The organism is Actinomadura rudentiformis (assembly GCF_008923185.1).
Lineage (GTDB): Bacteria > Actinomycetota > Actinomycetes > Streptosporangiales > Streptosporangiaceae > Spirillospora > Spirillospora rudentiformis.
Map to the genome: position 1 here is coordinate 19,635 of NZ_WBMT01000007.1, position 26,441 is coordinate 46,075.

Annotated in this window: 25 protein-coding genes and 2 pseudogenes; 19 read left to right on the forward strand and 8 right to left on the reverse strand. The window is 66.7% G+C overall.

Annotated elements, in window-relative coordinates:
• Window positions 1–118 precede the first annotated feature (118 nt).
• The gene (locus F8566_RS15760; RefSeq protein ID WP_151561002.1) at window positions 119–1,354 is read left to right on the forward strand and encodes a TetR/AcrR family transcriptional regulator; all 1,236 of its coding nucleotides are present in this window, start codon (window positions 119–121) and stop codon (window positions 1,352–1,354) included.
• Between the two features lie 9 nt (window positions 1,355–1,363).
• Window positions 1,364–2,410 carry a DNA polymerase IV gene (locus tag F8566_RS15765; RefSeq protein WP_151561003.1) on the forward strand — a complete coding sequence of 349 codons (1,047 nt, stop codon included), beginning with the start codon at window positions 1,364–1,366 and terminating at the stop codon, window positions 2,408–2,410.
• Here F8566_RS15765 and F8566_RS15770 read toward each other — a convergent pair.
• Window positions 2,334–3,548, reverse strand: coding sequence for a glycosyltransferase 87 family protein (locus F8566_RS15770; protein WP_151561004.1), 1,215 nt, complete (start codon window positions 3,546–3,548; stop codon window positions 2,334–2,336). The genes F8566_RS15765 and F8566_RS15770 overlap by 77 nt on opposite strands.
• Window positions 3,549–3,710: 162 nt before the next feature.
• Here F8566_RS15770 and F8566_RS15775 point away from each other — a divergent pair, with 162 nt between their 5' ends.
• Window positions 3,711–4,850, forward strand: coding sequence for a sensor histidine kinase (locus F8566_RS15775; RefSeq protein ID WP_151561005.1), 1,140 nt, complete (start codon window positions 3,711–3,713; stop codon window positions 4,848–4,850).
• Window positions 4,847–5,497: a response regulator gene (locus F8566_RS15780; RefSeq protein ID WP_151561006.1), complete on the forward strand. Its 651-nt coding sequence runs from the start codon at window positions 4,847–4,849 to the stop codon at window positions 5,495–5,497. The genes F8566_RS15775 and F8566_RS15780 overlap by 4 nt, the downstream gene beginning before the upstream one ends.
• Here F8566_RS15780 and F8566_RS15785 read toward each other — a convergent pair.
• Window positions 5,461–5,865 (reverse strand): hypothetical protein, encoded by a 405-nt coding sequence (locus tag F8566_RS15785; RefSeq protein ID WP_151561007.1) that lies wholly within the window; start codon window positions 5,863–5,865, stop codon window positions 5,461–5,463. The genes F8566_RS15780 and F8566_RS15785 overlap by 37 nt on opposite strands.
• Window positions 5,866–5,996: 131 nt before the next feature.
• On the opposite strand from F8566_RS15785, the gene F8566_RS15790 reads away from it, so the two are divergent.
• Window positions 5,997–6,446, forward strand: a complete 450-nt coding sequence (locus F8566_RS15790) for an HU family DNA-binding protein (RefSeq protein WP_151561008.1) — start codon at window positions 5,997–5,999, stop codon at window positions 6,444–6,446.
• Window positions 6,447–6,509: 63 nt separating this feature from the next.
• Here the strand turns inward: F8566_RS15790 and F8566_RS51180 are convergent, their stop codons facing one another.
• Window positions 6,510–7,139: an SGNH/GDSL hydrolase family protein gene (locus tag F8566_RS51180; protein ID WP_264159320.1), complete on the reverse strand. Its 630-nt coding sequence runs from the start codon at window positions 7,137–7,139 to the stop codon at window positions 6,510–6,512.
• Window positions 7,126–7,536 (reverse strand): hypothetical protein, encoded by a 411-nt coding sequence (locus F8566_RS51185; protein ID WP_225993220.1) that lies wholly within the window; start codon window positions 7,534–7,536, stop codon window positions 7,126–7,128. The genes F8566_RS51180 and F8566_RS51185 overlap by 14 nt, the downstream gene beginning before the upstream one ends.
• Window positions 7,537–8,013: 477 nt before the next feature.
• Here F8566_RS51185 and F8566_RS15800 point away from each other — a divergent pair, with 477 nt between their 5' ends.
• The 3 genes from F8566_RS15800 to F8566_RS15810 all read left to right on the forward strand — a co-directional run bounded on the left by F8566_RS15800 (window position 8,014) and on the right by F8566_RS15810 (window position 12,309).
• A complete protein-coding gene (locus F8566_RS15800; protein ID WP_151561009.1) occupies window positions 8,014–10,626 on the forward strand; it encodes a M14 family zinc carboxypeptidase in 2,613 nt (870 codons plus the stop codon).
• A gap of 169 nt (window positions 10,627–10,795) precedes the next feature.
• Entirely contained in the window at window positions 10,796–11,629 is an 834-nt protein-coding gene (locus F8566_RS15805; RefSeq protein WP_225993221.1) for a metal-dependent hydrolase, read from the forward strand.
• Window positions 11,630–11,727: 98 nt separating this feature from the next.
• Window positions 11,728–12,309: a dihydrofolate reductase family protein gene (locus F8566_RS15810; protein WP_151561011.1), complete on the forward strand. Its 582-nt coding sequence runs from the start codon at window positions 11,728–11,730 to the stop codon at window positions 12,307–12,309.
• A 396-nt stretch (window positions 12,310–12,705) separates the two neighbouring features.
• Here F8566_RS15810 and F8566_RS15815 read toward each other — a convergent pair whose 3' ends face one another.
• A complete protein-coding gene (locus tag F8566_RS15815) occupies window positions 12,706–13,191 on the reverse strand; it encodes a MarR family winged helix-turn-helix transcriptional regulator (RefSeq protein ID WP_151561012.1) in 486 nt (161 codons plus the stop codon).
• Between the two features lie 98 nt (window positions 13,192–13,289).
• On the opposite strand from F8566_RS15815, the gene F8566_RS15820 reads away from it, so the two are divergent.
• Both F8566_RS15820 and F8566_RS15825 read left to right on the forward strand, forming a co-directional pair.
• The gene (locus tag F8566_RS15820; RefSeq protein ID WP_151561013.1) at window positions 13,290–14,102 is read left to right on the forward strand and encodes an NAD(P)H-binding protein; all 813 of its coding nucleotides are present in this window, start codon (window positions 13,290–13,292) and stop codon (window positions 14,100–14,102) included.
• 7 nt (window positions 14,103–14,109) lie between these two features.
• The gene (locus tag F8566_RS15825; protein ID WP_151561014.1) at window positions 14,110–14,529 is read left to right on the forward strand and encodes a MarR family winged helix-turn-helix transcriptional regulator; all 420 of its coding nucleotides are present in this window, start codon (window positions 14,110–14,112) and stop codon (window positions 14,527–14,529) included.
• Between the two features lie 30 nt (window positions 14,530–14,559).
• Here the strand turns inward: F8566_RS15825 and F8566_RS15830 are convergent, their stop codons facing one another.
• Window positions 14,560–15,090 (reverse strand): hypothetical protein, encoded by a 531-nt coding sequence (locus F8566_RS15830; RefSeq protein ID WP_151561015.1) that lies wholly within the window; start codon window positions 15,088–15,090, stop codon window positions 14,560–14,562.
• 182 nt (window positions 15,091–15,272) lie between these two features.
• On the opposite strand from F8566_RS15830, the gene F8566_RS15835 reads away from it, so the two are divergent.
• From F8566_RS15835 to F8566_RS52940, 4 genes and pseudogenes are all read left to right on the forward strand, one after another.
• Window positions 15,273–16,367: an IS630 family transposase gene (locus F8566_RS15835; RefSeq protein WP_151561016.1), complete on the forward strand. Its 1,095-nt coding sequence runs from the start codon at window positions 15,273–15,275 to the stop codon at window positions 16,365–16,367.
• A gap of 52 nt (window positions 16,368–16,419) precedes the next feature.
• A complete protein-coding gene (locus F8566_RS15840) occupies window positions 16,420–17,103 on the forward strand; it encodes a hypothetical protein (protein WP_151561017.1) in 684 nt (227 codons plus the stop codon).
• Between the two features lie 987 nt (window positions 17,104–18,090).
• A complete protein-coding gene (locus F8566_RS15845; RefSeq protein WP_225993222.1) occupies window positions 18,091–18,513 on the forward strand; it encodes a hypothetical protein in 423 nt (140 codons plus the stop codon).
• 213 nt (window positions 18,514–18,726) lie between these two features.
• A pseudogene (locus F8566_RS52940) lies at window positions 18,727–19,056 on the forward strand (DUF6262 family protein); the annotation flags it as partial.
• A gap of 30 nt (window positions 19,057–19,086) precedes the next feature.
• Here F8566_RS52940 and F8566_RS15850 read toward each other — a convergent pair.
• Window positions 19,087–19,626: a GrpB family protein gene (locus tag F8566_RS15850; RefSeq protein ID WP_151561018.1), complete on the reverse strand. Its 540-nt coding sequence runs from the start codon at window positions 19,624–19,626 to the stop codon at window positions 19,087–19,089.
• A gap of 63 nt (window positions 19,627–19,689) precedes the next feature.
• On the opposite strand from F8566_RS15850, the gene F8566_RS52635 reads away from it, so the two are divergent.
• Entirely contained in the window at window positions 19,690–19,866 is a 177-nt protein-coding gene (locus F8566_RS52635) for a hypothetical protein (protein WP_318836411.1), read from the forward strand.
• Between the two features lie 317 nt (window positions 19,867–20,183).
• Here the strand turns inward: F8566_RS52635 and F8566_RS15860 are convergent, their stop codons facing one another.
• Complete coding sequence (locus F8566_RS15860; RefSeq protein ID WP_151561019.1) at window positions 20,184–20,489, reverse strand: DUF1330 domain-containing protein; 306 nt, start codon at window positions 20,487–20,489, stop codon at window positions 20,184–20,186.
• Between the two features lie 188 nt (window positions 20,490–20,677).
• Between F8566_RS15860 and F8566_RS15865 the strand changes: the two genes are divergently transcribed.
• From F8566_RS15865 to F8566_RS15885, 4 genes and pseudogenes are all read left to right on the forward strand, one after another.
• A complete protein-coding gene (locus tag F8566_RS15865) occupies window positions 20,678–21,580 on the forward strand; it encodes a LysR family transcriptional regulator (protein ID WP_151561020.1) in 903 nt (300 codons plus the stop codon).
• 888 nt (window positions 21,581–22,468) lie between these two features.
• Window positions 22,469–23,752 carry an HNH endonuclease signature motif containing protein gene (locus F8566_RS15875; protein ID WP_151561021.1) on the forward strand — a complete coding sequence of 428 codons (1,284 nt, stop codon included), beginning with the start codon at window positions 22,469–22,471 and terminating at the stop codon, window positions 23,750–23,752.
• 1,045 nt (window positions 23,753–24,797) lie between these two features.
• Window positions 24,798–25,592 (forward strand): annotated as a pseudogene (locus F8566_RS15880) (IS5 family transposase).
• Window positions 25,593–26,126: 534 nt separating this feature from the next.
• On the forward strand, window positions 26,127–26,432 hold the full coding sequence (locus F8566_RS15885) for a hypothetical protein (RefSeq protein WP_151561022.1): 306 nt from the start codon (window positions 26,127–26,129) through the stop codon (window positions 26,430–26,432).
• Window positions 26,433–26,441 lie beyond the last annotated feature (9 nt).

A 26,441-nucleotide genomic window follows, 5' to 3' on the forward strand; every position in this document is an offset into this window, starting at 1 on the left:
ATGATTTCATCACATGATCTCATCATCTGAATGGTGACGTTATCTTGGATCGCACAGTGCGGCAAACGAGTGCGGCAACAACCGGCGGCAGACAGGGCTGCCATCCGAGCGGGGGACGATGGGACGGCTGACGCGGGCGCAGACGCAGGAGCGCAACCGCACCAAGGTGCTGGTGGCCGCGCGCAAGGAGTTCGCCGAACGGGGATTCCGCGACGCCAAGATCGACAGCATCGCCGATCGTGCGGGGCTGACCCGGGGCGCCGTGTACTCCAACTTCCCCGGCAAGCGGGCCCTCTATTTCTCCGTGCTCGCCGACCTCGCCAACCAGGTCCCGCCGTCGCTCTCCACCGCCGGCCCTTCGGGCTCCGACGCCCCCGCAGCCCTCGGCGCGCCGGGCGTCCGGGATGTCCGGGGCGTCCCGGGTGTCCGGGGCGTCCCGGGTACGGATGGCACGGCGCGCGAGGCGTTGGGCGCGTTCGCTCGTGCCTGGGTCGCCCGTCTGCCACTCACCACCGATGACGCGCACGGGACCGCCAGGCTCGGCAAGGACCTCATGCCGGAGATCGCCGCCGAGGAACGCCTGCAACTGCCGTTCGCGCAGCTCATGAAGCTGAACGCCATCCTGCTCGGGCTCTCCGTGGAAGCACTCGCCCGCACCGACCGCCGCATGGTCAAGATCGCCGAGTCCGTCCTGACGACCCTGCACGGGGTGAGCCAGATGGTCGCCACCGCACCCGGTTTCGTCGAGCCGTTCGACGCGATCAGCGTGTGCGAGCAGCTCGCGGACCTGGAGCTGAGCGGTGGATGGCCGCCTCCGCATATGCCCTGGATCGCTCCGGCGCGCCCCGTGGACGAGCCACTGCCCTGGGTTCCCCAGCCTGCGACGAACGCGACAGACCTGACGTCCGTGGTGGACGCCGTCCGGGCCGAACCCGCGCGGCTTACCGGTGACGGCGTGGTGGCGGTGCTCGGGCTCCACCGCCTGGAGGCCATCGAGGAGGCGCTACGCGCCGTCCCGCCCGGTGTCGAAGTCACGGCCGTCCTGGTGACGAGCGATCCCGACGAGCTCGGGGCACTCGCCCGCTTGGCCGTCGCTGACCTCCGCAGTTGCCTGTGGCAGGCTTTTCCGCCCTCAGCCTGGCCCCGGCTCCAGATCGTGCACGACCCGTCCGGATCCCTGGCCGCTGCGGTCGGCGTGGCGGCCGTCAGTGAAGCGACCGAGGTCGCCGCACGCGTCGAATCCGGCCGGATCATCGCCCAGGCGGACGGCCGGGGCGCCTGCCATGCCGCCGCCTCGTTCGTCCAAGAAAACCGCAGGTCACCCCGCCTTCCGGCGCCTCCGCCGCGGCAGTGACAATGGACCATGGCCCCGTGGGTGCTCCACGTCGACCTCGACCAGTTCGTGGCCGCGGTCGAGGTCCTGCGGCGCCCGGAGTTGCGCGGTCTGCCCGTCGTGGTGGGCGGTGACGGTGATCCGACCGCGCGGCGGGCGGTGGTCAGCACGGCGTCCTACGAGGCGCGTGCGTTCGGCGTCCATTCCGGTCTGCCACTCCGGACGGCCGCCAGGCGATGTCCGCAAGCGGTGTTCCTGCCCGTTGACGCCCCCGCGTACGAGGCCGCGTCGGCGCGGGTGATGGCCACCCTCCGGACCTTCGACGCGGTGGTCGAGGTCTGGGGCTGGGACGAGGCGTTCCTCGCCGCCGAGACCGGCGACCCGGAGGCCATGGCCCGTGAGATCCAGCGCCGCGTACGTGAGGCCACCGATCTCGAGTGCACCGTAGGCATCGGCGAGAACAAGCTGCAAGCCAAACTCGCCGCAGGCTACGGCAAGCCCGCGGGCGTCTTCCGGCTGACCGGCGAGACATGGTTCGGGCTGCTCGGGGACCGGCCCGTGGACGCTCTCTGGGGCATCGGCGGCAAGACCGCCAAGCGGCTCGCGGAGCTGGGCATCACGACCGTTCGGGAACTCGCCGGCACCGATCCCCAGGTCCTCGCCACCGCGTTCGGCCCGACCATCGGCCCCCGGCTCGTCCAGGTCGGCCAAGGCCACGACGACTCCGCCGTAGTCGGCGAACCCTACGTTCCTCGGTCTCGCGGTCGCGAAACGACGTTCCAGAACGACCTGGACGACTGGGCGGACGTGCGGCGCGAGGTAGCCAGGCTGGCGCGTGAGCTGGCGACCGAAGTCGCAGCCGAGCAACGCGTTACTCAGCGGGTCGCCGTCAAGGTGCGCTTCGTCCCGTTCAACACTTACACCCGGCAGTACAAGCTGAAGGCGCCCACCGCCGACCCGGCCGAGATCGAACGCGCCGCCCTGGCCGCCCTCGACCGCTTCACCGAACGTCGAGCCGTGCGTCTTCTCGGCGTTCGGACCGAGTTCGTGCACGATCCTGAATCGGAGCGGCCGTGACACCACGACGGATCTCGGTGGCGCGCCAGACCATGAAGACGAGGAACGCCAGCCCCGCCACCAGATAGCAGTTGGCGACCAGCGTCATCAGCCCATGGAACCCGTACTCCCGCGGGCCGCCGTCGTGCGGCGTCCACCAGAACGGCGCCAGCACAAAGATCACGTAGGCGGCACCGGCGGCGATCCGCGCCTTGCGGCCGCCACGGACGAGCAGCACGAGAGCGGGCATGATCCAGACCCAGTGGTGCGCCCAGGAGATCGGCGAGACCAGGAGCCCGGTCGTGCCGGTCACCGCCGCCGCGCCCAGCCAGTCGTCGTGCCGGGCCAGCACCGCCGCCGCGCCCAGCCCGATCACCGCGAGCGCGACCTGGAGGACGGGATACCAGGCGCCGACGTTGTCGACCCCATTGAGCATCCGGGCGAACGCGCCGTTCGGAGACTGGTTCGAAATGTAGGGAACGCCGACGCGACTGGTGTCGTAAAAAGTCTCCGTCCAGTAGAGCCACGAGGCCCCGGGAGCGACGACGAAACCCAACGCCGTGCAGCAGACAAAGGTCATGCCCGCCGTTATGGCCGCCTTGGTCCGCCCGGCCACCAGAAAGAAGACGATGAAAATACCCGGAGTCAATTTCATGGCGGCGGCCACCCCGACGCCGACGCCCACCCAGCGCGCGCCGCCGTCCCGAGAAGCCCGAAGGACATCGGTCAGCACGAGAGCAAGCAGGATCAGGTTGACCTGGCCCTGGAAGAAGGTCTGGTACATGGGCTGGAGGGCGAGCCCGGCCGCCACGACTCCTCCAACGGTGGCGCGGGAGGCCCGCCAGCCCGCGAGCTTCATGGCGGCGACGCAAGCGACCACGAACGCCGCGACCGAGCTCAACTGCCACAACACCCGGGCGACGACCAAGGGCAGCGTGGCCAACGGCGCGAACGTGACGGCCGCGAAAGGCGTATTGGTGAACCAATGCGCGAGCCCCTGCTCGCGATACAGCCGCTCGTCGTCGAGTACGGCTTCACCGCCCCACATATAGATGTGGAAATCCAGCGAGTCGTACATCACGGAGAAGCACACGATCGCCGCCAACTCGATCGCGAGCACGGCGAATACGAGCCGCCCGTTCCATTTGGCTTCAGTCACGCTGACAACGGTGCGATGAACGACCCGCGTTCCGCGTCGTACCAGTGATCACATTTGGAGCCGTTCCCGCAGCCCACAGGCTTACCGCCACGGAACTAAGCCCACGGGCGTACGACCACAGACCAATGCCGGTACCGGCGACCGCGCGGCTACGATCAGGCCATGTTCGCCGCGTCACGCCCCCTGCTGCCGCGCCGCGTGCCACGCCGTGTGCCACCGCGTGTCCGGGAGACGCTGACCTGGTGCCTCGTCCTCCCGTATCCCGTGGTCATGTACGCCGCGATGGCCAGCGGCCACAACGGCTTCACCTCCGTGGAGATCCTCGCGATCGTCGTTTCCACCGCGGTGGCCGCCGGCCTGCTGCGGCGCAGGCCTCTGTTCGCCCTCGCGCTCCTCCTCGCGGGCTGGTCCCTCGCGTTGGCCGTGATGCAGAACGTGGAGGTCGGCTATCTGGAGCTGCTGATCACCGACCTCGCCGTCGGGTTCGTCGCGGCGACCCGTCCACCCCGCGTGTCGCTCATCGCCGCCGCCATGGCTCTCACGACGCAGACGGCCTCCGCCGCCCTTCTGGCGCCCGAGTCCACGGTCATCGTCCTCGTCACCGTGGCGGTCGTCGCCGTCTGGGCCGCCGGCAATTCGATCCGCGAACGCCGCGCCCACGCCGAGGAGCTCGCCGCCCAGGCCACCGACCAGGCCGTCACCGCCGAACGGCTCCGCATCGCCCGCGAGCTGCATGACATGGTCGCGCACAGCATCGGGGTCATCGCCATCCAGGCCGGCGTGGGCAACCGGGTGATCGACACCCAGCCCGCCGAGGCCCGCAACGCCCTCGCCGCCATCGAGGCCACCAGCCGGGAGACCCTGACCGGCCTGCGCGGCATGCTCGTGGCCCTCCGCCGGGCCGACTCCGGGGCGGCCCCGCTGGCGCCCACCCCTGGCCTGGCCGACCTCGACCGCCTGGCCGCGACGACACTCGACGCCGGTGTCCGGGTCGACGTCCAGCGGCTCGGCAGCCCCCGCCCACTCCCGCCGGACCTCGACCTCTCCGCGTTCCGCATCATCCAGGAGGCCGTCACCAACGTGGTGCGTCACGCGGACACCCCCAGCTGCCAGGTGGTCGTCGACTACCTGGACGGCGCGCTGGCCATCGAGATCACCGACGACGGCCCCGGCCGCGCCGCACCAGGCACCGGCTACGGGATCACCGGCATGCGCGAACGTGTCAGCCTGCTGAACGGCCACTTCGCCGCGGGCCCCCGCCCCGAAGGCGGCTTCCGCGTCGCGGCCCGTCTCCCGGCATGACGATCACCGTCGTCCTCGCCGACGACCAGCCCCTCATCCGCGCCGGGCTCCGCGTGCTCATCGCCGACACCCCTGACCTCACCATCGTCGGCGAGGCCGGCACGGGCGCCGAGGCGGTCGACCTCGCCCGCGCGACACGGCCGGACGTGGCCGTCATGGACATCCGCATGCCCGGCATGGACGGCATCGAGGCCACGCGGGCGATCTCCAAGGACACCCGCGTCCTCATGCTCACCACGTTCGACGACGACGAGTACGTCTACGGCTCGCTCCGCGCCGGCGCGAGCGGCTTCCTCGTCAAGGACATGGCGCTGGAGGAGATCCTCAACGCCATCCGCGTCGTGGCCGCCGGCGACGCGCTGATCGCGCCGAGCGTCACCCGCCGCCTGATCGAGGAGTTCGCCGACCGCCCCGAGCCCACCCCTCGGCATCGTCCCCTGGACGGCATCACCGACCGCGAACACGAGGTCCTCACCCTGGTCGGACGCGGCCTGGCCAACGCCGAGATAGCCGCCGAGCTCTCCATCAGCATGGCCACCGTCAAGGCCCACGTGGCCCGTCTCTTCACCAAGCTGGACGCCCGCGACCGGGTCCACCTGGTCATCATCGCCTACGAAGCAGGCCTGGTCTCCCCACCCCGCGCTTGACCCTCCTGCCCCCTGTCGCCGTCGCCCCTGGCGGTCCACCACTTCCGGAACCGGGAGTCTGACCAGGTGAGGACGTCGCGGGCCGCTTCCGTAATGCCCTGCGCCGTCATGTCCAGGCTGCGTTCGGTGCAGCGGCGGGTGGCCGGGAGGCAGCAGTACAGCGGCGCGTCGTCCAGGGCATGCCAGCCCTTGCGGGCCAGTGCTTGCACCTCCGGAAGCTCCTCGGGCTTGGCGAAAGGCCAGCGCTCACCAGGTTCGATGGCCCGCTTGCCGGTCAGGGCGGCCAACTCGGCGAGGCGTGGCGGGAGCGGCTCGACAGGCTCGCCGTCGTTCGCTGCCGGTGTCTCCATGCCCCAGGGGTCGTTCATGGTTGTCACCTTTCCACCGTTCCGTCCTTGGCCGCTCGCTGGTTCTCGGGGAATGGCGGATGTGAGCAGGCCTTTCGTCCTTGAGGAGGGCTGGTCTAGCCTGACCACCAGGCCAAACGGGAGGATTGCGCATGAACAAGAGCGAACTGATCGAGGCAGTGGCGGCTCGCGCCGGGAGCGACCCGGCCGCCGCACGCCGTCATGTGGACGCGATCTTCGAGACCATCATGGAGAACGTGGCGGCCGGCGAACGCGTGCTGGTCACGGGATTCGGCACGTTCGACAGCCTTGACCGGCCCGCACGCCAGGCGCGCAATCCTCGCACCGGTCTGCCAGTCGAGGTCGCGGCCGCGCAGGTGCCGCGGTTCCGCATCGGGCAGACGTTCAAGAACCGCGTCGCCAACGGCTCTGCGGCCGAGGTCGAGGCCGAGGTGGTCGACGTGCCCAAGAGCTCCAAGGCGAAGAAGGACAAGAAGGCGAAGAAGTCCAAGGACACCGACGGCAAGAAGGCTTCTGCGAAGAAGGCCACGGACACCAAGAAGGCCTCCGCGAAGAAGGCGAAGAAGTCCAAGAAGTCATAGAGCTCGGATGGGAACGCCCGGGGACGAGTCCGGTCATACTCGCCCGCCGGGCGCGGCAGGTCCTTAGAGCTCTTTCAGGTCGACGGCGGCCGCGATGGCCTTGGCACCGGCGTCGTTCGGGTGGATGTGGTCACCCGAGTCGTAGGCGGGACGCAGGGCGTCGGGGTCATCTGGGTTGGAGAGCGCCTTGTCGGCGTCCACCACGGCGTCGAACTCGCCGCTCGTACGGATCCAGTGGTTCACGGCGTCGCGGATGCGCTCGTTCTCGACGGTGTCGAAGTACTCGGCGCCCTTGAACGGGCCCAGTGTGGTGCCGATGATCGTGACGCCGCGGGCGTGCGCCGCCTGGATCAGGGTCCGGTAGCCCTTGATGAGGGAATGCTCGTCCACCACGGGGAACTTGCCGCACGGCCCCATGTCCAGCTCGCGGGTGACGATGTCGTTGACGCCCTCGAACACGATCGCCGTCCGTACACCGGGTTCGTCCAGCACCTCGCGCTTGAAGCGCTTCACGCCCGCCTCGCCGCCCCAGCAGGGATGGTCGGTGTTGAGCAGGTTCCCGCCGATCCCGGAGTTGAGGACGCTCAGCCGCCGGTGCGAAGCCAGGAGCCGTTCGGCGAGTTCGTCCGGGTACCGGATGTTCGTGTGCGGCGTTGTCCCATAGCCGTCGGTCAGCGAGTCACCGAAGGCCACCACCCGTGCCTTTGGCTCGGCCGCCCGACGTGTCCACGCCGCTCAGGAAGTACCAGGCGGTGGTCTTCTCCTCATAGGCCCGGCCTCCCCGGTCGAAGCGCCGGTCGCCAGCCGCACGGTAGGACGTGGTCATCGCGTTCTCGTGGAACGTCGCGGGCCCAGTGGGTTCCGCGAAATACAGCGTGACCGTCACCGATTCCAACGGAGCGGTCCGCAGTCTCGCAGCATCGGACACGGTCTCGCGTCCAGCAGGGATCGTGGTCGCCGTCCGTCCGTCGAACGTCAGCGGACGCAGGGTGCCGGGCCGTACTGCTGCGCCGTTGCCCGCCTTCCCGATCGTGGCCCCGGCGATGCGCAACGGTTTCGTCCCGTAGCGGTTGGACAGCGTGATCCGCACGCGCGAACCACCGGCGGTCAACCGAACAACCTGCCGGACCGACTGACCGTCGAAGCCTTCCGTCGACCAGCCGCCCCCGTCCCTCGGCCACTGTTGACCCGCCTGCCAAGACCCGATCCATTTCTCTGCGGCAGCAGCTTTTCCTGCGGCAGCGGCTGGTTCCGCTGGGAGTGCGAACGTCGCGAACAAGGTTGTCGCAGCGACCAAAGTTGCCAGAGCCTTCATCGTGGTCTCCCATGCTCAGCCCGCTTCGGTTCCTGCGGGCCTCCCTTCCGCTGTCGCGGTTCATGGGGTCAGACCGGGCACGGCGGGAAAAGTCATCGGCGTGCGCCCGGTGCTAACAGGTGATCCGTTGACGATCAAGGATTGACCTTTCGGCTCCCACGATTCACGCTGGGCTCAGCCGACCGGTTGGCTTTCCTGTTCCTCTCTTTCCCCTGCCTCCCCTCAACAGTCCCCCGCATCACAGGAGACCGGATGCTGCCGCGGCGAACCGCCCGCGTGCTGGCCGCCGTGTTGACCATCGGAGTGCTCGTCGGTGTGCCTTTGCACGCCGACGCGTCCCGGGCGGTCGGTACGGCTGTGCGCACGGCGCAGGGCAAGACGATCCCAGCTCCCAAGGACTACTTCGGCTTCGCGATGGGCACGACCGGCAGGCTCGCCGGATTCAACAAGATCAAGCAGTACTTCCGGCTGATCGGTGATCGGTCGGACCGGGTCGACTACCAGATCGCCGACCGGACCACGATGGGCAACGAATATCCGGTGATGTTCGTCAGCTCGCCCAGGAACCTCCGGAACCTCGGCCAGATCGTGCGGGACAACCAGCGGCTGGCCGAGCCGCGCGGCATCTCCGAGCAGGAGGCGCGCAGGCTGGCGCACCGGAGCAAGCCGATCTACCTGATCGAGGGCACGCTCCACGCGACCGAGGTCGGCAACACGCAGGCGCTCGTCGACATCGTGCACCGGTTCGCGACGGAGGACTCGGACTACACCGACGCGGTGCTCGACAACGCCGTGCTGATGGTGATCCCGTCGGCGAACCCGGACGGCCAGCACCTGGTGGTCGACCACTTCGACAAGACGGCGGGCACCGCGTACAACCGCGTCTATCCCGACCTCTACCACCGCTACGTCGGGCACGACAACAACCGCGACTGGTTCATGTTCACGCAGCGGGAGACGCGGACGCGGGTCAGGCTGGAACAGACGTACCGGCCGGTCGTCGGGCACTACATGCACCAGGCCGGGACGGGCGGGCCGCGGCTGTGGGCTCCTCCGTACGACGAGCCGCTGGGCCACGGGGTCGACCCGATCACGCTGCAGTCGGCGACGCTTCAGGGCGCGCATGCCGTCCGGGCGCTGACGGCCGAGGGCAAGAAGGGCATCGGGACGGACGACGCGTACGGGATCTTCTGGAACGCCGACGTCATGGGCTTCTCGACGTTCCTCGGCACGTCGTTGTTCCTGACCGAGATCGCCTCCGCCAAGGACCTCGCGTACCCGTTCACCAGCCCGGATGGCAAACCCCTCGGCCCGCAGAACATGACGGTGCGCATGATGCAGCCGTACGACCAGTCGACGTGGACGCTGGAGCAGATCGTGGCGTACGCGAAGACCGCCGCGTACGCGGGCATCGAGAACGTCGCGAAGAACGGCGAGTCGTGGCTGTTCAACAACCTGTACCAGGTCGCGCGCAATGGCGTGGCGCTGCCGGACGTGGTGCCGGGTGCTCCGTACGCGTACGTCGTGCCGGCGGGTCAGCGTGACCCGTTCGCGGTGCTGGAGATGATGCGGCTGTTCGAGTTCGGGCGGGTCGAGATCGAGCAGGCGGCGGCGCCGTTCACGGCGGGCGGCAAGAGCTATGCGGCCGGCTCGTACGTGCTGCGGACGCGGCAGCCGCTGGGCCGATGGATCGACCAGCTGCTCAAGGTCGACAGGTATCCGGAGAAGGCGGCGCGCAAGTGCGCCGACTGCCCGCTGATCATGCCGTACAGCGAGACGACCGACAATGTCGGGCTGCTGCTCGGCGTGGACGTCGACGCAGTGGACAAGGCGTTCACGGCGCAGCTGCGACGCGTGCAGCGGATCGTCCCGCAGGCTGTGCGGATGCCGAACGTGCCGCGCGGGGCCTATCTGGTCCCACCGGAGTCGTATGGCGTGGCTCACGTGTTGTCGCGGCTGCAGAAGGCGAACGTGCCGGTTTTCCGGACGGCCGAGAAGTTCGAGGCCGGCGGGCGTTCGTTCGCGCCGGGCACCGTGATGGTGCCGCCGTCTGCGGCAGCGCGCCAGACGCTGGAGGCGATCTCGGCCACCACCGGACTCCAGGTGTACGGGACGGACGCGCTGCCGAAGGTGGAGGGCTTCAAGCTGAAGGCGGGAACGCGCGTCGGGCTCGTCCGCGGGGCGAACAACATGCCCGGTGGCTGGATGATGTGGATGCTCGACCAGTACGGCATCAACTACAAGGTCGTGAGCGCCGACGACTACGCGGACCTGCCGGGGCGGTACGACACGATCGTGCTGGCCGACGGGGTATCCAAGACCACGATCGTCAACGGCCTCGATCCCGCCAAGAACCCGCCGGAGTTCGCGTGGGCGCGCGGCGTGGGCGAGAAGGGCTGGTCCGCGCTGGCGGACTTCGTCTCCGGCGGAGGCAACCTGGTCGCGATCGGCAGCTCCTCGCTCACCGCGCGCGAACTGCTCGATCTGCCAGTGGAGAACGCCGCTCCCGCCTCGGTCAACGCCCCGGGCGCCCTCCTGCGCGCCTCGTACAAGCCGACGATCCCGGCCGCCTGGGGCATGCCGGAGAGCTGGCCGGTCTGGTTCAACCGGGACGCCGCGTTCAGGATCCAGGGCAAGGCCGACGTCGCCTCCACGTATCCGGACGACGGGGACCTGCTGGCCAGCGGGTACGCCGCCGGCACGTCGGCGCTGGGCGGCCTGGCCAACATCGCGACCTTCGAGGTCGGCAAGGGCCACGCCACCATCGCCGGAAGCGAGATCACCTTCCGCAGCTGGCCACGTGTGACCTGGCCGATCGTCGTCAACTCCATCTACCACGGCCCGTCCACGCCCGGCCGACCGTAACTAGACAAGCGGTCCAATTGTGATGGAGCCCACATACATGCAGGCTTGCCTGCATGTATGTGGGCTCTTAGCGTCAAGGTGTCTCCGGACCCCACTGGAGGGCACCATGAGCAAGGCTGCCTCCCGTCCACGGCCTGCGGTGACACGGCCTGCGATAAAGCCCCGCAACGTGCGGACGCGCCGGATCGCGTTCGAGTATCCGCCCGAGAAGCTGCCCCGCCACTACGTGAACGGTGACCTGGTGATGAGCCACATCGTCACGGTCCTGTCCTCCCTCTTCCCCGAAGGTGAGGACTACTTCGTCCGGACGGTGCGCAACTACCGCGACCAGATCGACGACCCCGAGCTCAAGAGCCAGGTGGCCGGCTTCATCGGCCAGGAGGTGACGCATGGGCGCGAGCACCGCCAGTTCAACGAGCGGCTCGCCTCGTACGGCTATCCGACCCGGCTCATCGACCGCTTGACCAAATACGGCCTCAGCTTCAACGAGAAGGTCCTGCCCAAGAGCGTCCAGCTTGCCAACACCGCGGCACTGGAGCACTACACCGCGACGCTGGCGGAGGTCCTGCTCAGGGACTCCGAGGCGCAGGCGATGTTCGACGTGGACGAGGTCCGCTCGATGTTCCAGTGGCACGCGCTGGAGGAGAACGAGCACAAGTCCGTGGCGTTCGACGTGTACGAGACCGTCAGCGGCAATCACCGGATCCGCACATGGGTCATGCGCTTCACGACTCTCGGACTGCTGGGCACGCTCATCGCCGGCACCGTCCTGTCGCTGCTGCTCGACCGCTCGACCTACAACCCGCTCCGTCTCTTCCCGAGCCTGCGCAAGCTGCCGCGGTCGCCGTGGCTGCGGCGCGAGGTCATCCGGCAACTTCGCGACTACAACCGGCGCGGCTTCCACCCCGACGACCACGACACCTCCGAGCTGATCGCCGAATGGAAGACCCGGCTCTTCGGAACGGACGGAGCCCTGGCCGACCGCATGAAGGGAGCCGTCTGACCGGCGCTTTCAAGAAAATCACCGCGGAGCGATGAGTTGAGGCGGAGCGCTGTCTCTCTTCCTACCGACAGAACACCTCTGAACGGGAGGCAAGGAAGATGCGCAAGCTGATCGTCTGCAACCTGATCTCGCTCGACGGCTGCTACACGGGTCCGGGCGACGACGTCATGGCGATGCCGTTCGACCATGGCTTCGACGACTACAACGCCGAGCGCCTCCGCGCCGCCGACACGATGTTGCTGGGACGCACGACCTTCGAGGGTTTCCGTGACTACTGGCCGCCGGTCGCCGACAACACCGACGCAGCGCCGGTGGAACGTGAGATCTCGCGCCTCACCAGCGACATCGACAAGGTCGTGGTGTCCGACGCCCTGACCGCCGACCAGACCGGCGCATGGCACAACACCCAGATCGTTCCTCGCGCCGACGCCCACAAGCACCTCACCGAACTCAAGAACGGGCCGGGCCGCGACATCCTGGTCTTCGGCAGCCACATCCTGTGGAAAGACCTCCTGGCCCACGGCCTGGTCGACGAACTCCACCTGATGATCGGCCCCGGCATCGTGGGCGACGGCGTTCGCATGTTCGAGACCCGTCCGCCAGCCTCGTTCCAGCTCGTGGAAACCCGAACCTGGGAGGGCTCCAGCCTCCTCCTCACCCGCTACGCCGTTTCCTCCTGACGGGCGTCGTTCTCCCGGCTGCCAGGTCCCGATCAGCCACATTCTGGCCAAGGACCTGGCAGCCGGGAGACCGTCGGCCAGGCAGCCGCCAGTGCAGCCAGAACCTCAGCGAAGGACGGAGCCGCTCCCCCGACGACCCGGATCGCGCCGGAAGTTTGGCGTGCCGAGCCGAAGCCGATAGGCGTGGCGCCAAGCCGAAGCCCTGAGGCGTGGCGCCGAGCCGAAGCCCTGAGGCATGGTGCCGAGCCGAAGTCCTGGGTGGCGCTGATCGTGCGGCTCAGCTGAGTGCCATGTCGGCGAGGAGGCCGGCGATGCTCTCACCTTCGTCCAGCTCGTCATCGATCTTCACGACAGTACGATCACGACGGTGTTGAGATCGATCTCGGAACTGCTCGTCTAGGTGTCCTTGGCCAGGCCACGTTCCCGCAGCTCGGCCAGGGAGTCGACGTACTTGATCATCAGCCGGGCGAACTCCAGCCGCTCCTGCTCGGGCCAGTCGGCCGTGATGTATTCGAACGCCGAACGCTGGTGCTTGCGGAAGCGGTCCATGAGTTCGGCGCCCTGGGGACTGAGCTGGAGAACCGTACGCCGGCCGTCCTGCTGGGATGCGGCACGAATGAGGTAGCCGGCCTTGATGTTGTCGGTGACCATGCGGCTGGCGACCGAGGGGTCCACGGCCAGAAGCTCGGCGACCGCACCGACGGTGATCTCCTTGTCCGAGTCCCTCGTGTGCTCCAGAACGAGGTTGAGGACGAGGGACCGGCTGAGGTCCTTGGCCGATATCGGATTCTCGACCTCCAGCAACGCGGTGCGCCGGAGCTTGGAGAACGCCGGGCCGACAGCGTCCAGGAGCTCGTCTGCCGTCCTTGGCTCACTCGTCATGTGCTCATCGTATATCCGTGGCCTCCAGAAGACATGTGTTGACTCGAAGATATATGCATGCAAGCATGCACATGTATACGAGCAACTAGGAGACCTCCATGACCATCCTGGTCACCGGCGCCCGCGGCAAGATCGGCCAAGGCGTGATCGATCGCCTCAAGGCCGCCGGGCACCCCGTGCGCGTCGCGAGTGCCGAGCCTTCCGGCGCCGGCGTGATCGAGCTCAAGCTCACCCGACCCGAGACGTTCGAGGCTGCGCTGCGCGGAGTCGACCAGGTGTTCCTCTACCCCGAGCCGGACGGCATCGACGCGTTCGTCAAGACCGCCGAGGCCGCGGGCGTCAGTCACATCGTCCTTCTGTCGTCATCCTCGGTGCTCGGTCCCGACGCCGAAACCGACCCGTTGGCCTTCCACAGCCTCGCCGTAGAGCGCGCCCTGAAAGCGTCCAACCTCAGCTGCACGTTCCTGCGACCCGACGCGTTCGCCAGCAATGCCCTCGGCTGGGCCTACTTCATCGGCCAGAACATGCCGATCCAGCTCGCCTACCCGGACGCGAACATCGCGCCCATCCACCCCGACGACATCGCGGACATCGCCGTCGCCGCCCTGACCGGCGACGCGCTCAGGGGTCGTTCCGTCACCCTCACCGGCGCGCACTCGCTCACCTTCCGCGAGCAACTCGCCGTCCTGTCGAACGTCCTCGACCGCGAGATCCCGGTCGAGAAGATCAGCCACGCCGAGGCCGAGCGGCAGATGAGCCGCTACATGCCCGCCCCGGTGGTCAACTCCCTGCTCGCCCTCTGGGCCGCCGCCACCGAACCCGCCGTCATCGCCGACACCACCGAGACCCTCCTGGGCAAGCCTGCCCGCACGTTCGAGCAATGGGCCCGGGAGAACGCCGCCGCCTTCTGAGGAAAAAATGAAACCCATCGGATACTGGCTCAATCGCACCGACAGCGCGATCACCCGGTACATGGACGACATGCTGGACGACTTCGGCCTCACCCGAGTCGTCTGGCAGGTCCTCAACTCCATCAAGGACGAGACCTCCGACACCGAACTCTTCTCGCTCCTCCAAGCGAACGCCGACGTCCAGACCCTGCAGGCCGCCATCGACACCACGCTGGCCAATCATTGGGCGACACGCCCCAGCCCGGACCGGCTGAGCCTCACCCCCAATGGCCGTGCCCACCTGGCGCAGGTCGCTGAGCACGTCGACGCTTTCCGTGAACGCTCCATGGCAGGCATCTCTCAAGCCGACTACCGCACCACGATCAGCGTCCTAGAACGAATGACACACAACCTAGAATCAGAAGCTCCCAATAAGCCCGCACCATGACCGGCCCGCGGCCTCAATCACCGATCTATGTCACTTCCAGCCGCTCCACGCTTGCTCAGTCTTGAGACCGAGCCAAACGTCCATCCAGAGCTTGGTGCGACCACTGACCGGCTGAAGCCTCCAGGCCCGGTGGAACTCGTGTGACTTGCCACTCCCGCAGACCGAATTGACGATAAGGTCACGCCGCTGGCCACCCACGACGGGCTCCTCGAACCGGTCCGGAAAGCCGCCCTTGTTGGTGCCGTGCGAGCGTCCCTGGCCGAGCAAGACCTCCTCATAGTGCAGTCTCGCCTGGACACAGCCCCTTCCCGTGCTGGTCACCGCGCCCCACACCTTCAACGACGACTCACCAGTGAACCTGTAGTCCCACTCGATCACGCCACGCAACGTGCCGCCCTTGACTTGCACATCCACGTTCCGGCGACCAGCGTAAGGCGCGACCCCGCCGCCCTGGTCCTTGACCGGCGCCTCTCTTCGCGGTGCCCCCTCAGCCCCTGCCGTCAACAACGCCCCAGTGATGATCGCCACCGCTGCCGCACCACACATCGTGAGCTTCTTCATCCATTCCGTCCACAAATCATCATGGTCCGGAAAGTTAATCGGCATGAAGAATGGCGGGCCAGGGTCCAACGGCCCCAAATGGGACCCCAGCCGGAGTGAGGCCCCCATCGCCGCCCGCCTGGGCCCTAGTGTCTCGTGATTCCGCCAGCGTTACTTGATCTTGTGTGGTTCGATCTATCGGCATGGAGATCTCGGTGGAACGGGCCGCCGAGCTGCGGGAGTTGGTGAACAGCCGGGACGTGCCCGCTGACATCGCGACGCGGGCTCGTATCGTCCTGTGGTCCGGCGATGGCCGTCGGCGCAAAGACATTGCCGAGTTGCTCGGGGTCTCGCTGCCGACGGTCGACGGTTGGAAAACTCGGTATGCCGAGCGTGGCGTGGCCGGGCTGGAAGGCGACCGGCCCGGTGGGCCCCGGGAACAAGTACCGGCCCGAGTGCGGGCCCGCGTCATCGCGCTGACACGTATGACGCCACCGGACGGCACGGGTCTTTCGCACTGGTCCACGCGGGAGTTGGCGAAGTATCTGAAGCGGACCGAGAACATCTCGGTGTCCTGGCATTACATCGCGCGCATCTGGCGGGAGCAGAGCCTGAAGCCGCACCGGTCCGGCACTTTCAAGATTTCCAAAGATCCCGCGTTCGCGGCGAAGGTGGCCGATGTGATCGGCCTGTATCTGGCCCCGCCGGGCGGCGCGGTGGTCCTCTCCATCGACGAGAAGACGCGGATCCAGGCACTGGACCGCACCCAGCCGGTGCTGCCGGTCGCCTTCGCGGCGAGCGAGAAACGCACCGCCGACTACGTCCGGCACGGCACCACAAACCTGTTCGCCGCCCTGAACGTGGCCACCGGCGAAGTGCTTGGCGAGTGCAAGCCGACCCGGAACGGCAAGGACTTCCTGGCCTTCCTCAAGAAGGCAGTGAAACCGCACGCTGGGAAGGAGATCCATGTCGTCCTGGACAACCTCTCGACACACACCACTCCGGCGGTCAAGGAGTGGCTGGTCAAGAACCCGCACGTCCACTTCCACTTCACTCCCATCGGCTCGTCGTGGCTGAACCAGATCGAGATCTGGCTCGGAATCCTCACCCGGCAGTCGATCCGCCGCAGCACGTCCTCCAGCGTCAACGTCCTGATCAAGCAGATCCGCGACTACATCAACTCCTGGAACGAGAACGCGAAACCGTTCACCTGGACCGCGACCGCCGGCGAGGTCCTCGCGAAGGTCCGTCTCGTCGCCACCAACGTGCGAAAACTCGTCAATAACAACTCGAACTGACACTAGATCGCATTGGTTTAGCGCGATCAAATTTAGAAAGCGAGGTGCGCCGATGGCCGTTCTCACCGAGTGCGAGACCCGCCTGCTGGCGATGCACGGACAGCTGACGGAAAATCCGCACGTGCAGATTTTCTCTGCCAAGCCGGGTCAGATTATCGAAGAATATGGCGACGTCCGGGAGGCTTTTGAAAAGATCTCCATATGGCACGGAATCTCCCTGGATCATTCTCTCCAGCGATGCTTCGTCCGATTTAATTGGTTCTCCAGTCATTGGCGGATCGAGCGCCCAGGGATCCAGTTGACAGGCGAGTTCACCATTCGCCATATCCTCACATCCATGAACGCCAACGCGCCGGACATCGATTGGGGAGAAACCCCGTTTGAGCGGCAACTCTATTCCGAGCTCCGCGTCATCGATCACCACCCCGGGAGCGGGACGGGAACATTTGCAGCGCTACGCATAAAACCCGATATGCCACTACCGGAGGTCTGGTTTCACGACTTCCGCATTGGGGCATTCAAAATGGACATCGATTACTGCGATTACCTGGCCGCACTGACCATCACCAAGGGAACCTCCGGCTGGCACTACCTTTTCTGTGATGTTTCACTCGGTGACCGTGAATTCAGGCACATTGCCAGTAAACTCGAAGACATGCTTACCGTGTTCTCAGAACTGTTTCCTGAGTATGAATACGCACCCCTAAGAGAACGTCTGGACGAACGGCTCCGCTAGTGTCTCGTGATTCCGTCAGCGGAATCACGAGACACTAGGGCCCACCGCAGCCAAATTCCGCCTTTCAAGTAATCGGCGACCATATCAACCCGCCAGGCGATCACTGACACAACCCTGGCCGCGTCCACCGAACGAAAGGCGAACCCTTCACTTCCAGCCCGCCAACCACGTATGTGCTATCGATACTTTTCCGCCAACCAAACGACTCGGAAACCGGCTGCTACGCAGAGAACCTCGCGATACCGCAATGGGCAGCGGATCCCTCCTGCCGACCATCGCCGACAGCTCACCCGCCATGCTGGAAACGACACGCTACGAGGTGTGGATGAGTATTGGCGGCCACGGTCACCCCCTTTGGCTGGTGCAGTCACCCAACTGCAGATTGGCGCATCATCGCTTCAAACATCGGCGGCAAAGAAGAAGTGGCAGAAACTTGGGGCCTGCGCCTGCCTGGCGGTTATGTGCATCTGTGGGTTACTGCTGTGCCGCTTCGCGGTTGTTCGGCAGCGGTCACCCCTCTGGCTCGGCATCCCCGCCCGAAAACCGGCAGGAACGGGCTAAAGGCCTAAAAGCGGCAGCGATAAGAAGGTAGTCGGGCGGACAAGGCACCTTCGAAAGGCGCAGGTCTCCTGGGGGGCTGATGTTCGGACCTTAAGCCGCGAGGAGCGCGGAGATTTGCGCGACCCCGGCGGTCGCTGGCTATGTCACCGAGAGGCGACCGCGTTTGTCGGTGAGTTGTGACCGCAGGGTGGGTGATGTCGATGAGTTCTGACACCACGCTGGTGGCTACGGTGCGATGATTCGGGTGCTACTCCGCGTGAGGAGGGCGTCGTGACGTCGCAGGCAGACAAGGCCGCGTTGTATGCGGCGATCCGTCGTGACGCTGCCGCGGGGATGTCGGGCCGGGCTCTGGAGCACAAGTACGGCGTTGGTCGGCGGACGGTTGCCAAGGCGCTGAGGTCGGCGTGACACGGGCCGCGCAAGAAGATGATGCCCCGCAAGACCCGGCTGGATCCCTACAAGCCGCTGGTGAATCAGATGTTGCGGGCTGATCTGGATGCGCCGCGCAAGCAGCGGCACACCGTGAAACGGATCTTCGACCGGCTGGTCGACGAGCACGAAGTGGTGGATGTGTCCTACGCGATGGTCCGCGACCATGTCGCGACCCGGCGGAGGGAGATCCGCATTGAGACCGGCCGGGGCCCTTCTCAGGCGTTCGTGCCGCAGTCGCACCAGCCCGGAGTGGAGGCCGAGGTCGACTTCGGGGACGTGACCGTCCGGCTGGCCGGAGAGAGGGTCAAGCTCTGCTTGTTCGCGTTGCGGTTGTCGTATTCGGGCAAGGCGGTGCGCCGCGTGTTCGCCTGCGGTGGGCAGGAGGCGTTCTTCGAGGGGCACGGGTGCTGCCGGTGAAGGCGTATGCGCATGATCTGCGGGAAGAACCTGCTCGCCATCATCTCCGGCCTCACCGCTTGCTCCACCAACAGCGGCACGAACTGTTCGTCATCGTGTCGCTGCTCGACTGCAACGCCGCACGATCTGGAGGACAGCGATGCCGTCTGACCGCGCCGGTCGGCTGGCCGAACACGCCCGAGCCCGCCACGAGCAGGCCCCCAGCGAGCTCAGACGGCGCTGACCGACATGATCAAGACCGGTGAACCCATCACGATCGCCCGCCTGGCTGGCAAGGCTGCAGTGTCGCGGTCATGGATCTACACCCAGCCGGACCTTCGGGCCCAGATCGACCAGGCCCAACAGCACACCCGTCGACCCGTTTCACGAACCTCGACGACCGACAGCCGGGCCGGCGTCGAATCCCTGAGACGTCGACTCGAGCTGGCCCATCAGACACTCACTCGGCTGCGAGCGGAAAATCTGCAGCTCAGACAGGACCTTGCACGTGCTCATGGGCACCTCCGCCAAGCCACAAAGAGCTCTGCGGCACAGCCGTTCTGAACCCTTCGCCGACACACTCGCCGACGGCGGCTATGCGTCGGACAACAACTCTCTGACCAGGGACGTTTTCGCCGCCGTATACGCCTGACGATCATCGGCATACTTCACGGCAAGCTGGCGCTTGAGCTGGGCATAGGCCCGATGCGCAGCCGAATCGGAACCAAGCCGATCCCGGAACGCCAGATACTCCCGCCATTGCAGGCCACCATGCCGCACCGCATGAACGTGCGCGACACGATAATGCGGTCGAGGCTCCAGAACGAACAACCGCCCGATCTCTTCGCCCTTATCGCCACGGAATTCATAACCCAGCGCGGTCACGGCGTCCACAACGTCGACAAGCTGCGCACCTGCAGCCAAGCCGACCGCGATGTCCACGATCGGCTTGGCCGGAAGCCCTGGCACCGAGGTCGACCCGACGTGCTCAACAGCGATCGCCAGAACACCCAGAGCAGGACGCAGTGCCGACGCAAGCTGCTCATACACCTCCGACCAGCCGGGCTGACTCTCCATCACCCGAACCGATCCCTTGGTCAACCCCAGCCAGGCCTCGTCCCACTCGGCAAGCACACGACCATTCTGCCGAACCACGAACACACCGACTCGCCACACCTAGACAGGCCTGCGGCTGTCATGGACACCTGTCCACGACTCACCTCCCCTCCTGCCAGGGAGCCCCCACCACTGCCGGTCGAGATAACCGCCGCCATCGTCGACCGCCTCACCTTCAACGGCACCATCATCGAAACCGGCACCGACTCCTACCGCCTCGCCCAGAGCCGCGCACGCGCCGAACAGAACACGAACTGACCCCCACCACACGCGATCTTCGGTGCTGAATCTCATCGACATTTCGCCCTGTTGATCACCAACTAGAGCCCGAACCCAACGACATCTGCTGCTGGTTCTCGGTGACAGAGCCACGAGGGTGAGTTTCGTCGACGAGGTCAGCGAGACCGTCCAGCTGCCCCGGACGTCGCATCGCTTCTTCGATCCGCCCGACAGGAATCCAGGCCATCGAGGTCGTCGACGACGAACTGGGACGCGGGGCATGCGTCTCGTGAGTCGTCGTTCAGCACCGTGTGCGTATCAGGTGACGGATGCTCAGCGATGGCTGGGCCCGCCGGTCAGTCGATGCCTTCGATGATGCGGAAGTCGCGCTCGACGCCGTCGGGGAAGGCCACCAGCGCCTTCTGGTATGCCTCGCTCTCGTACGCCGCGACGGCCTGTTCAAAGCTGTCGAACTCGATCAGAACGACGCGTTGCGGGATTCCGGCCTCGTGGGCGACGACTCGACCGCCAAGGGACGGGAGGAGGGACAGGACGCGCCCGCCCCCAGCCTGGACAGCCGGACCGGCCAGCTTGTCGTAGGCAGCCAGCCTCTCACGGTCGGAAATGGCGGGGTAGACACTGACCCAGTAGCCCTTAGCCATGGAAACCTCCAGTGTTCGGCCGGACACGTCCGACTTCGAATTGACACTCAGATCGATCGATCCCGCCGACGGGTACTTCGGTCAGTTGAATCGTCATATGCGCAGGTTAGGGCTTGATGTGCGGTCGGGGGAAAGACCGGTACGGGATAGCCTCAGAACGGATCGTTATCAATCGGCGGGGAGGGCACGTGGCGCCGGATACGGTGAGCCTGCGGTACTTCCTGGTGCTAGCGCAGGAGTTGAACTTCACCCGCGCGGCCGCACGGATCGGTATCGCACAGCCCGCTCTCAGCGCCCGGATGCGCCGATTGGAGGCGGAACTCGGTACGGCCCTGCTGGTCCGCAACACGCGTAGCGTCGTACTGACCACGGCCGGTGCGGCTTTGGCGGAGTCCGCGCCGCCCGCGCTGGCGGCGCTGGACCGGGCATGGGGCGCCGCCCGGAGCGCGGCGGCCGGTGAACTGGGCACGCTGCGCATCGGATACAGCCTCAGCGCCGGGGCCGAGACGGCACCGGCCCTGGTGGACAGGCTGATTCGCGGCAACAGCGGACTCGAAGTCGGCGCGGTCCCGATGGCGACACCGGAGATCTCCCCTGCGGTCGCCGACGGCCGCATCGATGCCGGGATCACCCGTGGTGAACAGCCGGGCCGTGGCGTGCGCCGATTCCTGCTGCGGCGTGCGCGCATCGGGGTCCAGCTGGCGCAGCACCATCCGCTGGCCGAACACCCGGAGATCGAGATCGCCGACGCGGCCGCGTATCCGCTGCGACTCCCGGACCGTGCGGCCAATCCCGTGATCCACGATCAGCTGTCCGCACTGTTCCGAGACACCCGACCACACCCCCGATTCCACACGCCCGCAGTCTCTTTCGACATGTCTCAGCGCGACCTGCGCGACGGGGTCACCCTCGCCCCGGCCGGAGAAGCCGCGGCCACGGCACAACCGGCCGGTCTCACCTGGCGACCGCTGCGGGGCGCGCCCAGCATGACGATCCACCTGGTCCTCCCCCGCGAGCAGTCGCCGCTACACCGCCGCATCCGTGCCGTCGCCAAAACCCTGGCGCACGAGTTGCACTGGCTGCCGGACTGACGCGCAAGAGGTCAAGCGAGACGGACGCCCGCGGTGGCGAGGCCGAAAACCTTGCGCCCGGCGGACTTCGCGGTGATGACGACGGCGGTCTTGCTGAATGTCCGACACGACCTCGCTACGCCGGCGGATCAGCATCCGATGATGGCCCCGGGTCCGAGTCGTACACCGCGGCGACGTCCTCGCCCAGCCCGAGATCTCGGCGGATACCGCGCCTTCGCCGACGCCGAACCGGACAAGCACGGGTAACCGGCGGGAACGCCCGCCGTCAACGGCGTCCATGGCGTCGGTCAATGCATAACGCCAACCACTGTTCCATTGCTCCCCGAGGCCGGAACAGAACACGAACTGACCCCCACCACACGCGATCTTCGGCCCGGGCTTCGCCCGGGCCGAATTGAATCTCATCGACATTTTCGCCCTGTTAATCACCAGCTGGTGCCCGAACCCAACGACATCTGGTGCTGGTTCTCGGTGACAGAGCCAGGTCGCCCACCCTCACCCTTCGCGCCTGGCTTAAGCTTCCGCAACCGCAACCGCAACCAACGCGACAGCAAACACACCAAACCCGCAGACGCCCACCAACGGGTCAATTCGGCACCGCTCAACCGCCCACCTCGCTCAGCCGGCTTAACCCCCGACTCATCCGCCCTCAACCACGCACCAACCGGGGGACGGCAATTCAGCCGATCAACCATCAACAACGACTACGGAGACACACTTATCCGGGGCGATGATATCGGCTCGGCCTCCAATTCACCCGTCGCTGAGCAACAAAGCCCCTTGCACAAAACCCCTCAAATCGACATCGGCAAATCGTTGGCCAGATACGGCCGTCAATAACCATCCAACACCTTGCCATATGACTGAACGTGACGATAAAATAACAGCATGGATTCGATTGTGGATCTTTCTACCGCTTCCACCGAGCAACTGGTGGAAGCGTCAGCCACGATCGCCACCCACCTCGCGCAACGAGCCGCTCCGGATTCGGGATCGGCATGCATGGAACTGGCCGAGCAATTGGCCACCGCCATCGACCAAACCGAATACGCACTCGCCGGGTTAATCACGGTGGTGGAGCAGACCGGTGAAATGAAGCACTGGGGTTTCGCCTCCACTCAGGCGTGGTTGCGGTGCCGCATGGGCATGCGCGAAGGCCGCGCCAAAGAACGCATCACCCTGGCCCGGCAACTCCCCCGCCTGCACCGGGTGACCGCGCGAATGGCCACTGGTGGTCTGTCGTATGGGTATGCCGCGACCATCGCCGACGCCGTCCACCGCCTGAGCGATGAGAACTGCGCGACGGCCGAGGACATCCTGCTGCAGGCGACAAGCGAGGGGTTGTCGGCGGGGAAGGTCGCGCGGCTCGGTAACAAGATTCATGACCTGGTGACCGAACGGAACGGTGACGATGGGCCGCCGGAGGATGTGCGGCGTGGGTATGAGCGGTCGTGGCTGGCGGTGAGCCGGTCGTTGGATGGTGGCTGCTATGTCAAGGGCTGGCTCAATCCCGAAGACACCGCCCTCCTGGATGGCACCCTGGCGCCGTTGGCCAAGCCCGCCGGCAGCGACGACCGCCGCGATCTGGCCGAACGCACCGCCGCCGCCCTGACCACCGTGCTGTCGGGCGGGCACCGCAACACCCGCATCACCGTCATCGCCCGCCTGGACACCCTGACCGGGGACGACCAGCCGGGGTGGCTGCGTGATGGCACGCCGATCCCGGCCGCGCAGGTGCGGCGCCTAGCACTGGCCGCCAGGATCTCACCCCTGATCCTGGGCCCGGACCACGAGCCGCTCTACCTCGGCCACGCGGTCCGCATCGCCAGCGCAGGACAGCGCCGCGTCCTGGAAACCCTGTACGACACCTGCGCCGTCCAGGGCTGCGAGGTCCCCGGCTTCTTGTGCGAAGTCGACCACGTCAACGGATGGGCACTCGGCGACAGTCCCACCGACATCGACAAGCTGACCTTGTGCTGCGGGTGGCACAACCGGTGGAAACACACCCACCCCGGCCAAATGCAGATCACCAAGACCGACGGACGCTACCGGTACCGGGCGCTACCACCCGACGGGATCGCCAGATCCAGACAGGGGCCCCCACCGGGCAGAGGCAGCCGGTCACCCGATCCCGACGCCGACCCTTGGCACGACGATCACCTCGCTGCTTGACCACCGCCACACACCTAGCCTGCAGCCCGGCGCACCGCCGCATCGGGCCTACAGGCATGTCCACACCCGCACAATCGCTCTACGGCCCATCGGCTCCTGGAGCGACCCATGTTGGCAAACAGCAACAGGCGTGGCAGCTAACGCACAACCCGACAAGGGCGGCAACCGGTCACCCGATCCCGGCGACAACCCCCGACACGACCCCCTCGCAGCCTGGCCATCCCACATCACAGCCTGCAGCCCGGCGCACCACCACGCCGGGCCTACAGGGACGCCCCCGCCCCGGCACGATCGCTACCAATCAGGTCCGAACCCTCAGCCGCGCTGGCAGCCCTGCCAGCACATCACCCACCTGCGCCACCGCCCAGCAGCAGCACACCATGGCCATCGTCTGCCGTCCCGCGGTCACGAATCGCCCCACTCCGTCAATTCATCCACCGCAAGCTCGGATCTGGCACACATTTCGCGACGGATACTGATCCGTAGTCGAGTGGGCAAGCACGATCATGATCAGGCGCGTAGATCATGGTCTGGGTGTGTTGCTCCCTCATATGGTGGGGTTGAGGTCGAGCTATTCGAGCAGGTGGCTGACCAGGCGAGGATCTGGGCACGGCGGTGGTGGCCTGCTCGAGCTGCGGGATCTCCTCGTTCCGGGTGCACAGCCCTACCGGCGACGGTTGGCCGACACCGCCGTCGGCGGCCGGCGTACGCTGAGCCGGTCCGGCGGCCATTGCGCGATGAGCCGTCCTGCGGCGGACGTTCGGCCGGTCACGGCCGCAGGACCACGCTGCTGGTGGAAATCCTGCGCGACATCGCGGTGGCGCTGGCCGGGCGGGCTGCGCCTGGCCCGCGCACTACAGGTCGACGCTGCTACGGCTGGTCATGGCGATCCCAGACCCTCCCGCGTCCAGCCCGGCGGGTGCTCGGGGTGGACGATCAAGCGCGGTCAAAAGTGCGGCACCGTGGCTCATGACCGGTGTCCCGCTGGAGCTGATTAAGGCGCCATCTCATTTGGTGTGACGGCGGTAGCCTGCCGGTCGTGGAGATGGTCGAACGCTTGGTGCCCGAGGAGTTGTGGGAGTTGTTTCAGCGGGTGGTGCCACCTGCTCCGACGCGGCCGCAGGGTGGTGGTCGGCGTCGGTATGGGGATCGTGAGGTGCTGGCGGCGATCATCTTTGTGGCCACCACCGGCTGCACGTGGCAGCAATTGCCGCTGGTGTTCGGCCCGTCGGGGCCGACGGCGCACCGGCGTTTCACCGAGTGGAGCGCGGCGCGGGTGTGGGCCAAGCTGCACCGGCTGATGCTGGATGAGCTGGGCGCGCGTGGTGAGCTGGACTGGTCTCGGTGCGCGATCGACTCGGTCAGCGTCCGGGCGGCCAAAGGGGGGAGCTGACGGGCCCGAATCGGCTCGATCGCGGCAAGAAAGGGTCGAAGATCCATCTGCTGGTCAACCGTGCCGGACTGCCCTTGTCTGCCGGAATCTCGGCGGCCAACACCCACGACAAGCTCGCCTTGGAACCGCTGTTGCAAGGCATCCCTCCGATCCGCTCATGGCGCGGCCCATGATGGCGCCGGCCAGACGAGCTGCACGGCGACAAGGGCTATGACTTCGCCGACCTGCGGTACTGGCTGCGGCAACGCGGCATCACGCCACACATCGCCCGTCGCGGCATCGAATCCTCGGCCCGGCTGGGCCGACACCGCTGGGTGGTCGAACGTACAGTGTCGTGGCTGAACGGCTGCCGCCGCCTGCACCGCCGCTACGAACGCAAACCAACACTTCCTGACCTTCGTCGGCATCGCCGCCGCACTCATCTGCCACCGCCAACTCACCAAATGAGACAGTGTCTAAGGGCCGCGATGCCGAGCCCTTGGCGGTCTGGCTGATTGCCCATCCTGATGTCGAGGTGATCTGCCGGGGGCCGTTCGGGTGCCTATGCTGACGGCGCCCGCGCCGGAGCACCGGATGCGGTCCAGATCGCCGACCGCTTCCACCCTGGCAGAATCTCGCCAAGGCCGCCGAACGACGCGTCCGCTTCGGCCTGCGCGAACAAGATCCCGCGCCCTCGCCGAAGGGGCCATCAAGCTAAAGTCCGAACCGCCCGAAGCGCCAGAGCCGTGGTTCGCCGAGCAAACCGGCTGGCACCACGCCATGGTGCATGAACTGCTGGCCGGAGGGCATCCGATCCGGGCGATCGTCCGGCATCTGGGGACGGCACACCGTGCAACGCTACGCCCGCGCGATCACCTGGCAAGAGCTGGTCGACGGCCCTGGCAGGCACCGCACGTCAGCATGCTGGACCCGTTCAAACTCCACCTACACCGGAGCGTCGACTCCGGTTGCGGAACTTCGCCGAGCTCTTCCGGGAGATCAGTGCGCTCGGCTACACCGTTCGCCACTACCTGCGAGCAGCGCCCCGCCAAGGCGCCGCTCATCCCGCCCCCGCCGACCGGCTGGCTCACCCGCCATCCCGATTCCCTGACCGAGGCCGAACAGCCCCAGCTCAAGGCCATACTGGCCCGCTGTGTCGGGCTCCAGGCCGCCTCCTCCTTCGCCAAAGGGCTCGAGCAGGACCTCGATGCCGTCATCCAGGCTGCCGTTGGAACTCAGGACCGGCCGAAGGACGCGTCAACCACATCAGAACGATCAAGAGGCAGATGTTCGGGCGGGCTGGCCTGACACTGGTGC

Bases quoted from the DNA above. Each gene is read 5' to 3' on its own strand.
- F8566_RS15760 (WP_151561002.1), top strand. From the start codon at position 119: ATGGGACGGCTGACGCGGGCGCAGACGCAGGAGCGCAACCGCACCAAG.
- F8566_RS15765 (WP_151561003.1), top strand. From the start codon at position 1,364: ATGGCCCCGTGGGTGCTCCACGTCGACCTCGACCAGTTCGTGGCCGCG.
- F8566_RS15775 (WP_151561005.1), top strand. From the start codon at position 3,711: ATGTTCGCCGCGTCACGCCCCCTGCTGCCGCGCCGCGTGCCACGCCGT.
- F8566_RS15780 (WP_151561006.1), top strand. From the start codon at position 4,847: ATGACGATCACCGTCGTCCTCGCCGACGACCAGCCCCTCATCCGCGCC.
- F8566_RS15785 (WP_151561007.1), bottom strand. From the start codon at position 5,865: ATGAACGACCCCTGGGGCATGGAGACACCGGCAGCGAACGACGGCGAG.
- F8566_RS15790 (WP_151561008.1), top strand. From the start codon at position 5,997: ATGAACAAGAGCGAACTGATCGAGGCAGTGGCGGCTCGCGCCGGGAGC.
- F8566_RS15800 (WP_151561009.1), top strand. From the start codon at position 8,014: ATGCTGCCGCGGCGAACCGCCCGCGTGCTGGCCGCCGTGTTGACCATC.
- F8566_RS15810 (WP_151561011.1), top strand. From the start codon at position 11,728: ATGCGCAAGCTGATCGTCTGCAACCTGATCTCGCTCGACGGCTGCTAC.
- F8566_RS15815 (WP_151561012.1), bottom strand. From the start codon at position 13,191: ATGACGAGTGAGCCAAGGACGGCAGACGAGCTCCTGGACGCTGTCGGC.
- F8566_RS15820 (WP_151561013.1), top strand. From the start codon at position 13,290: ATGACCATCCTGGTCACCGGCGCCCGCGGCAAGATCGGCCAAGGCGTG.
- F8566_RS15825 (WP_151561014.1), top strand. From the start codon at position 14,110: ATGAAACCCATCGGATACTGGCTCAATCGCACCGACAGCGCGATCACC.
- F8566_RS15830 (WP_151561015.1), bottom strand. From the start codon at position 15,090: ATGAAGAAGCTCACGATGTGTGGTGCGGCAGCGGTGGCGATCATCACT.
- F8566_RS15835 (WP_151561016.1), top strand. From the start codon at position 15,273: ATGGAGATCTCGGTGGAACGGGCCGCCGAGCTGCGGGAGTTGGTGAAC.
- F8566_RS15840 (WP_151561017.1), top strand. From the start codon at position 16,420: ATGGCCGTTCTCACCGAGTGCGAGACCCGCCTGCTGGCGATGCACGGA.
- F8566_RS15845 (WP_225993222.1), top strand. From the start codon at position 18,091: ATGATGCCCCGCAAGACCCGGCTGGATCCCTACAAGCCGCTGGTGAAT.
- F8566_RS52635 (WP_318836411.1), top strand. From the start codon at position 19,690: ATGGACACCTGTCCACGACTCACCTCCCCTCCTGCCAGGGAGCCCCCA.
- F8566_RS15860 (WP_151561019.1), bottom strand. From the start codon at position 20,489: ATGGCTAAGGGCTACTGGGTCAGTGTCTACCCCGCCATTTCCGACCGT.
- F8566_RS15875 (WP_151561021.1), top strand. From the start codon at position 22,469: ATGGATTCGATTGTGGATCTTTCTACCGCTTCCACCGAGCAACTGGTG.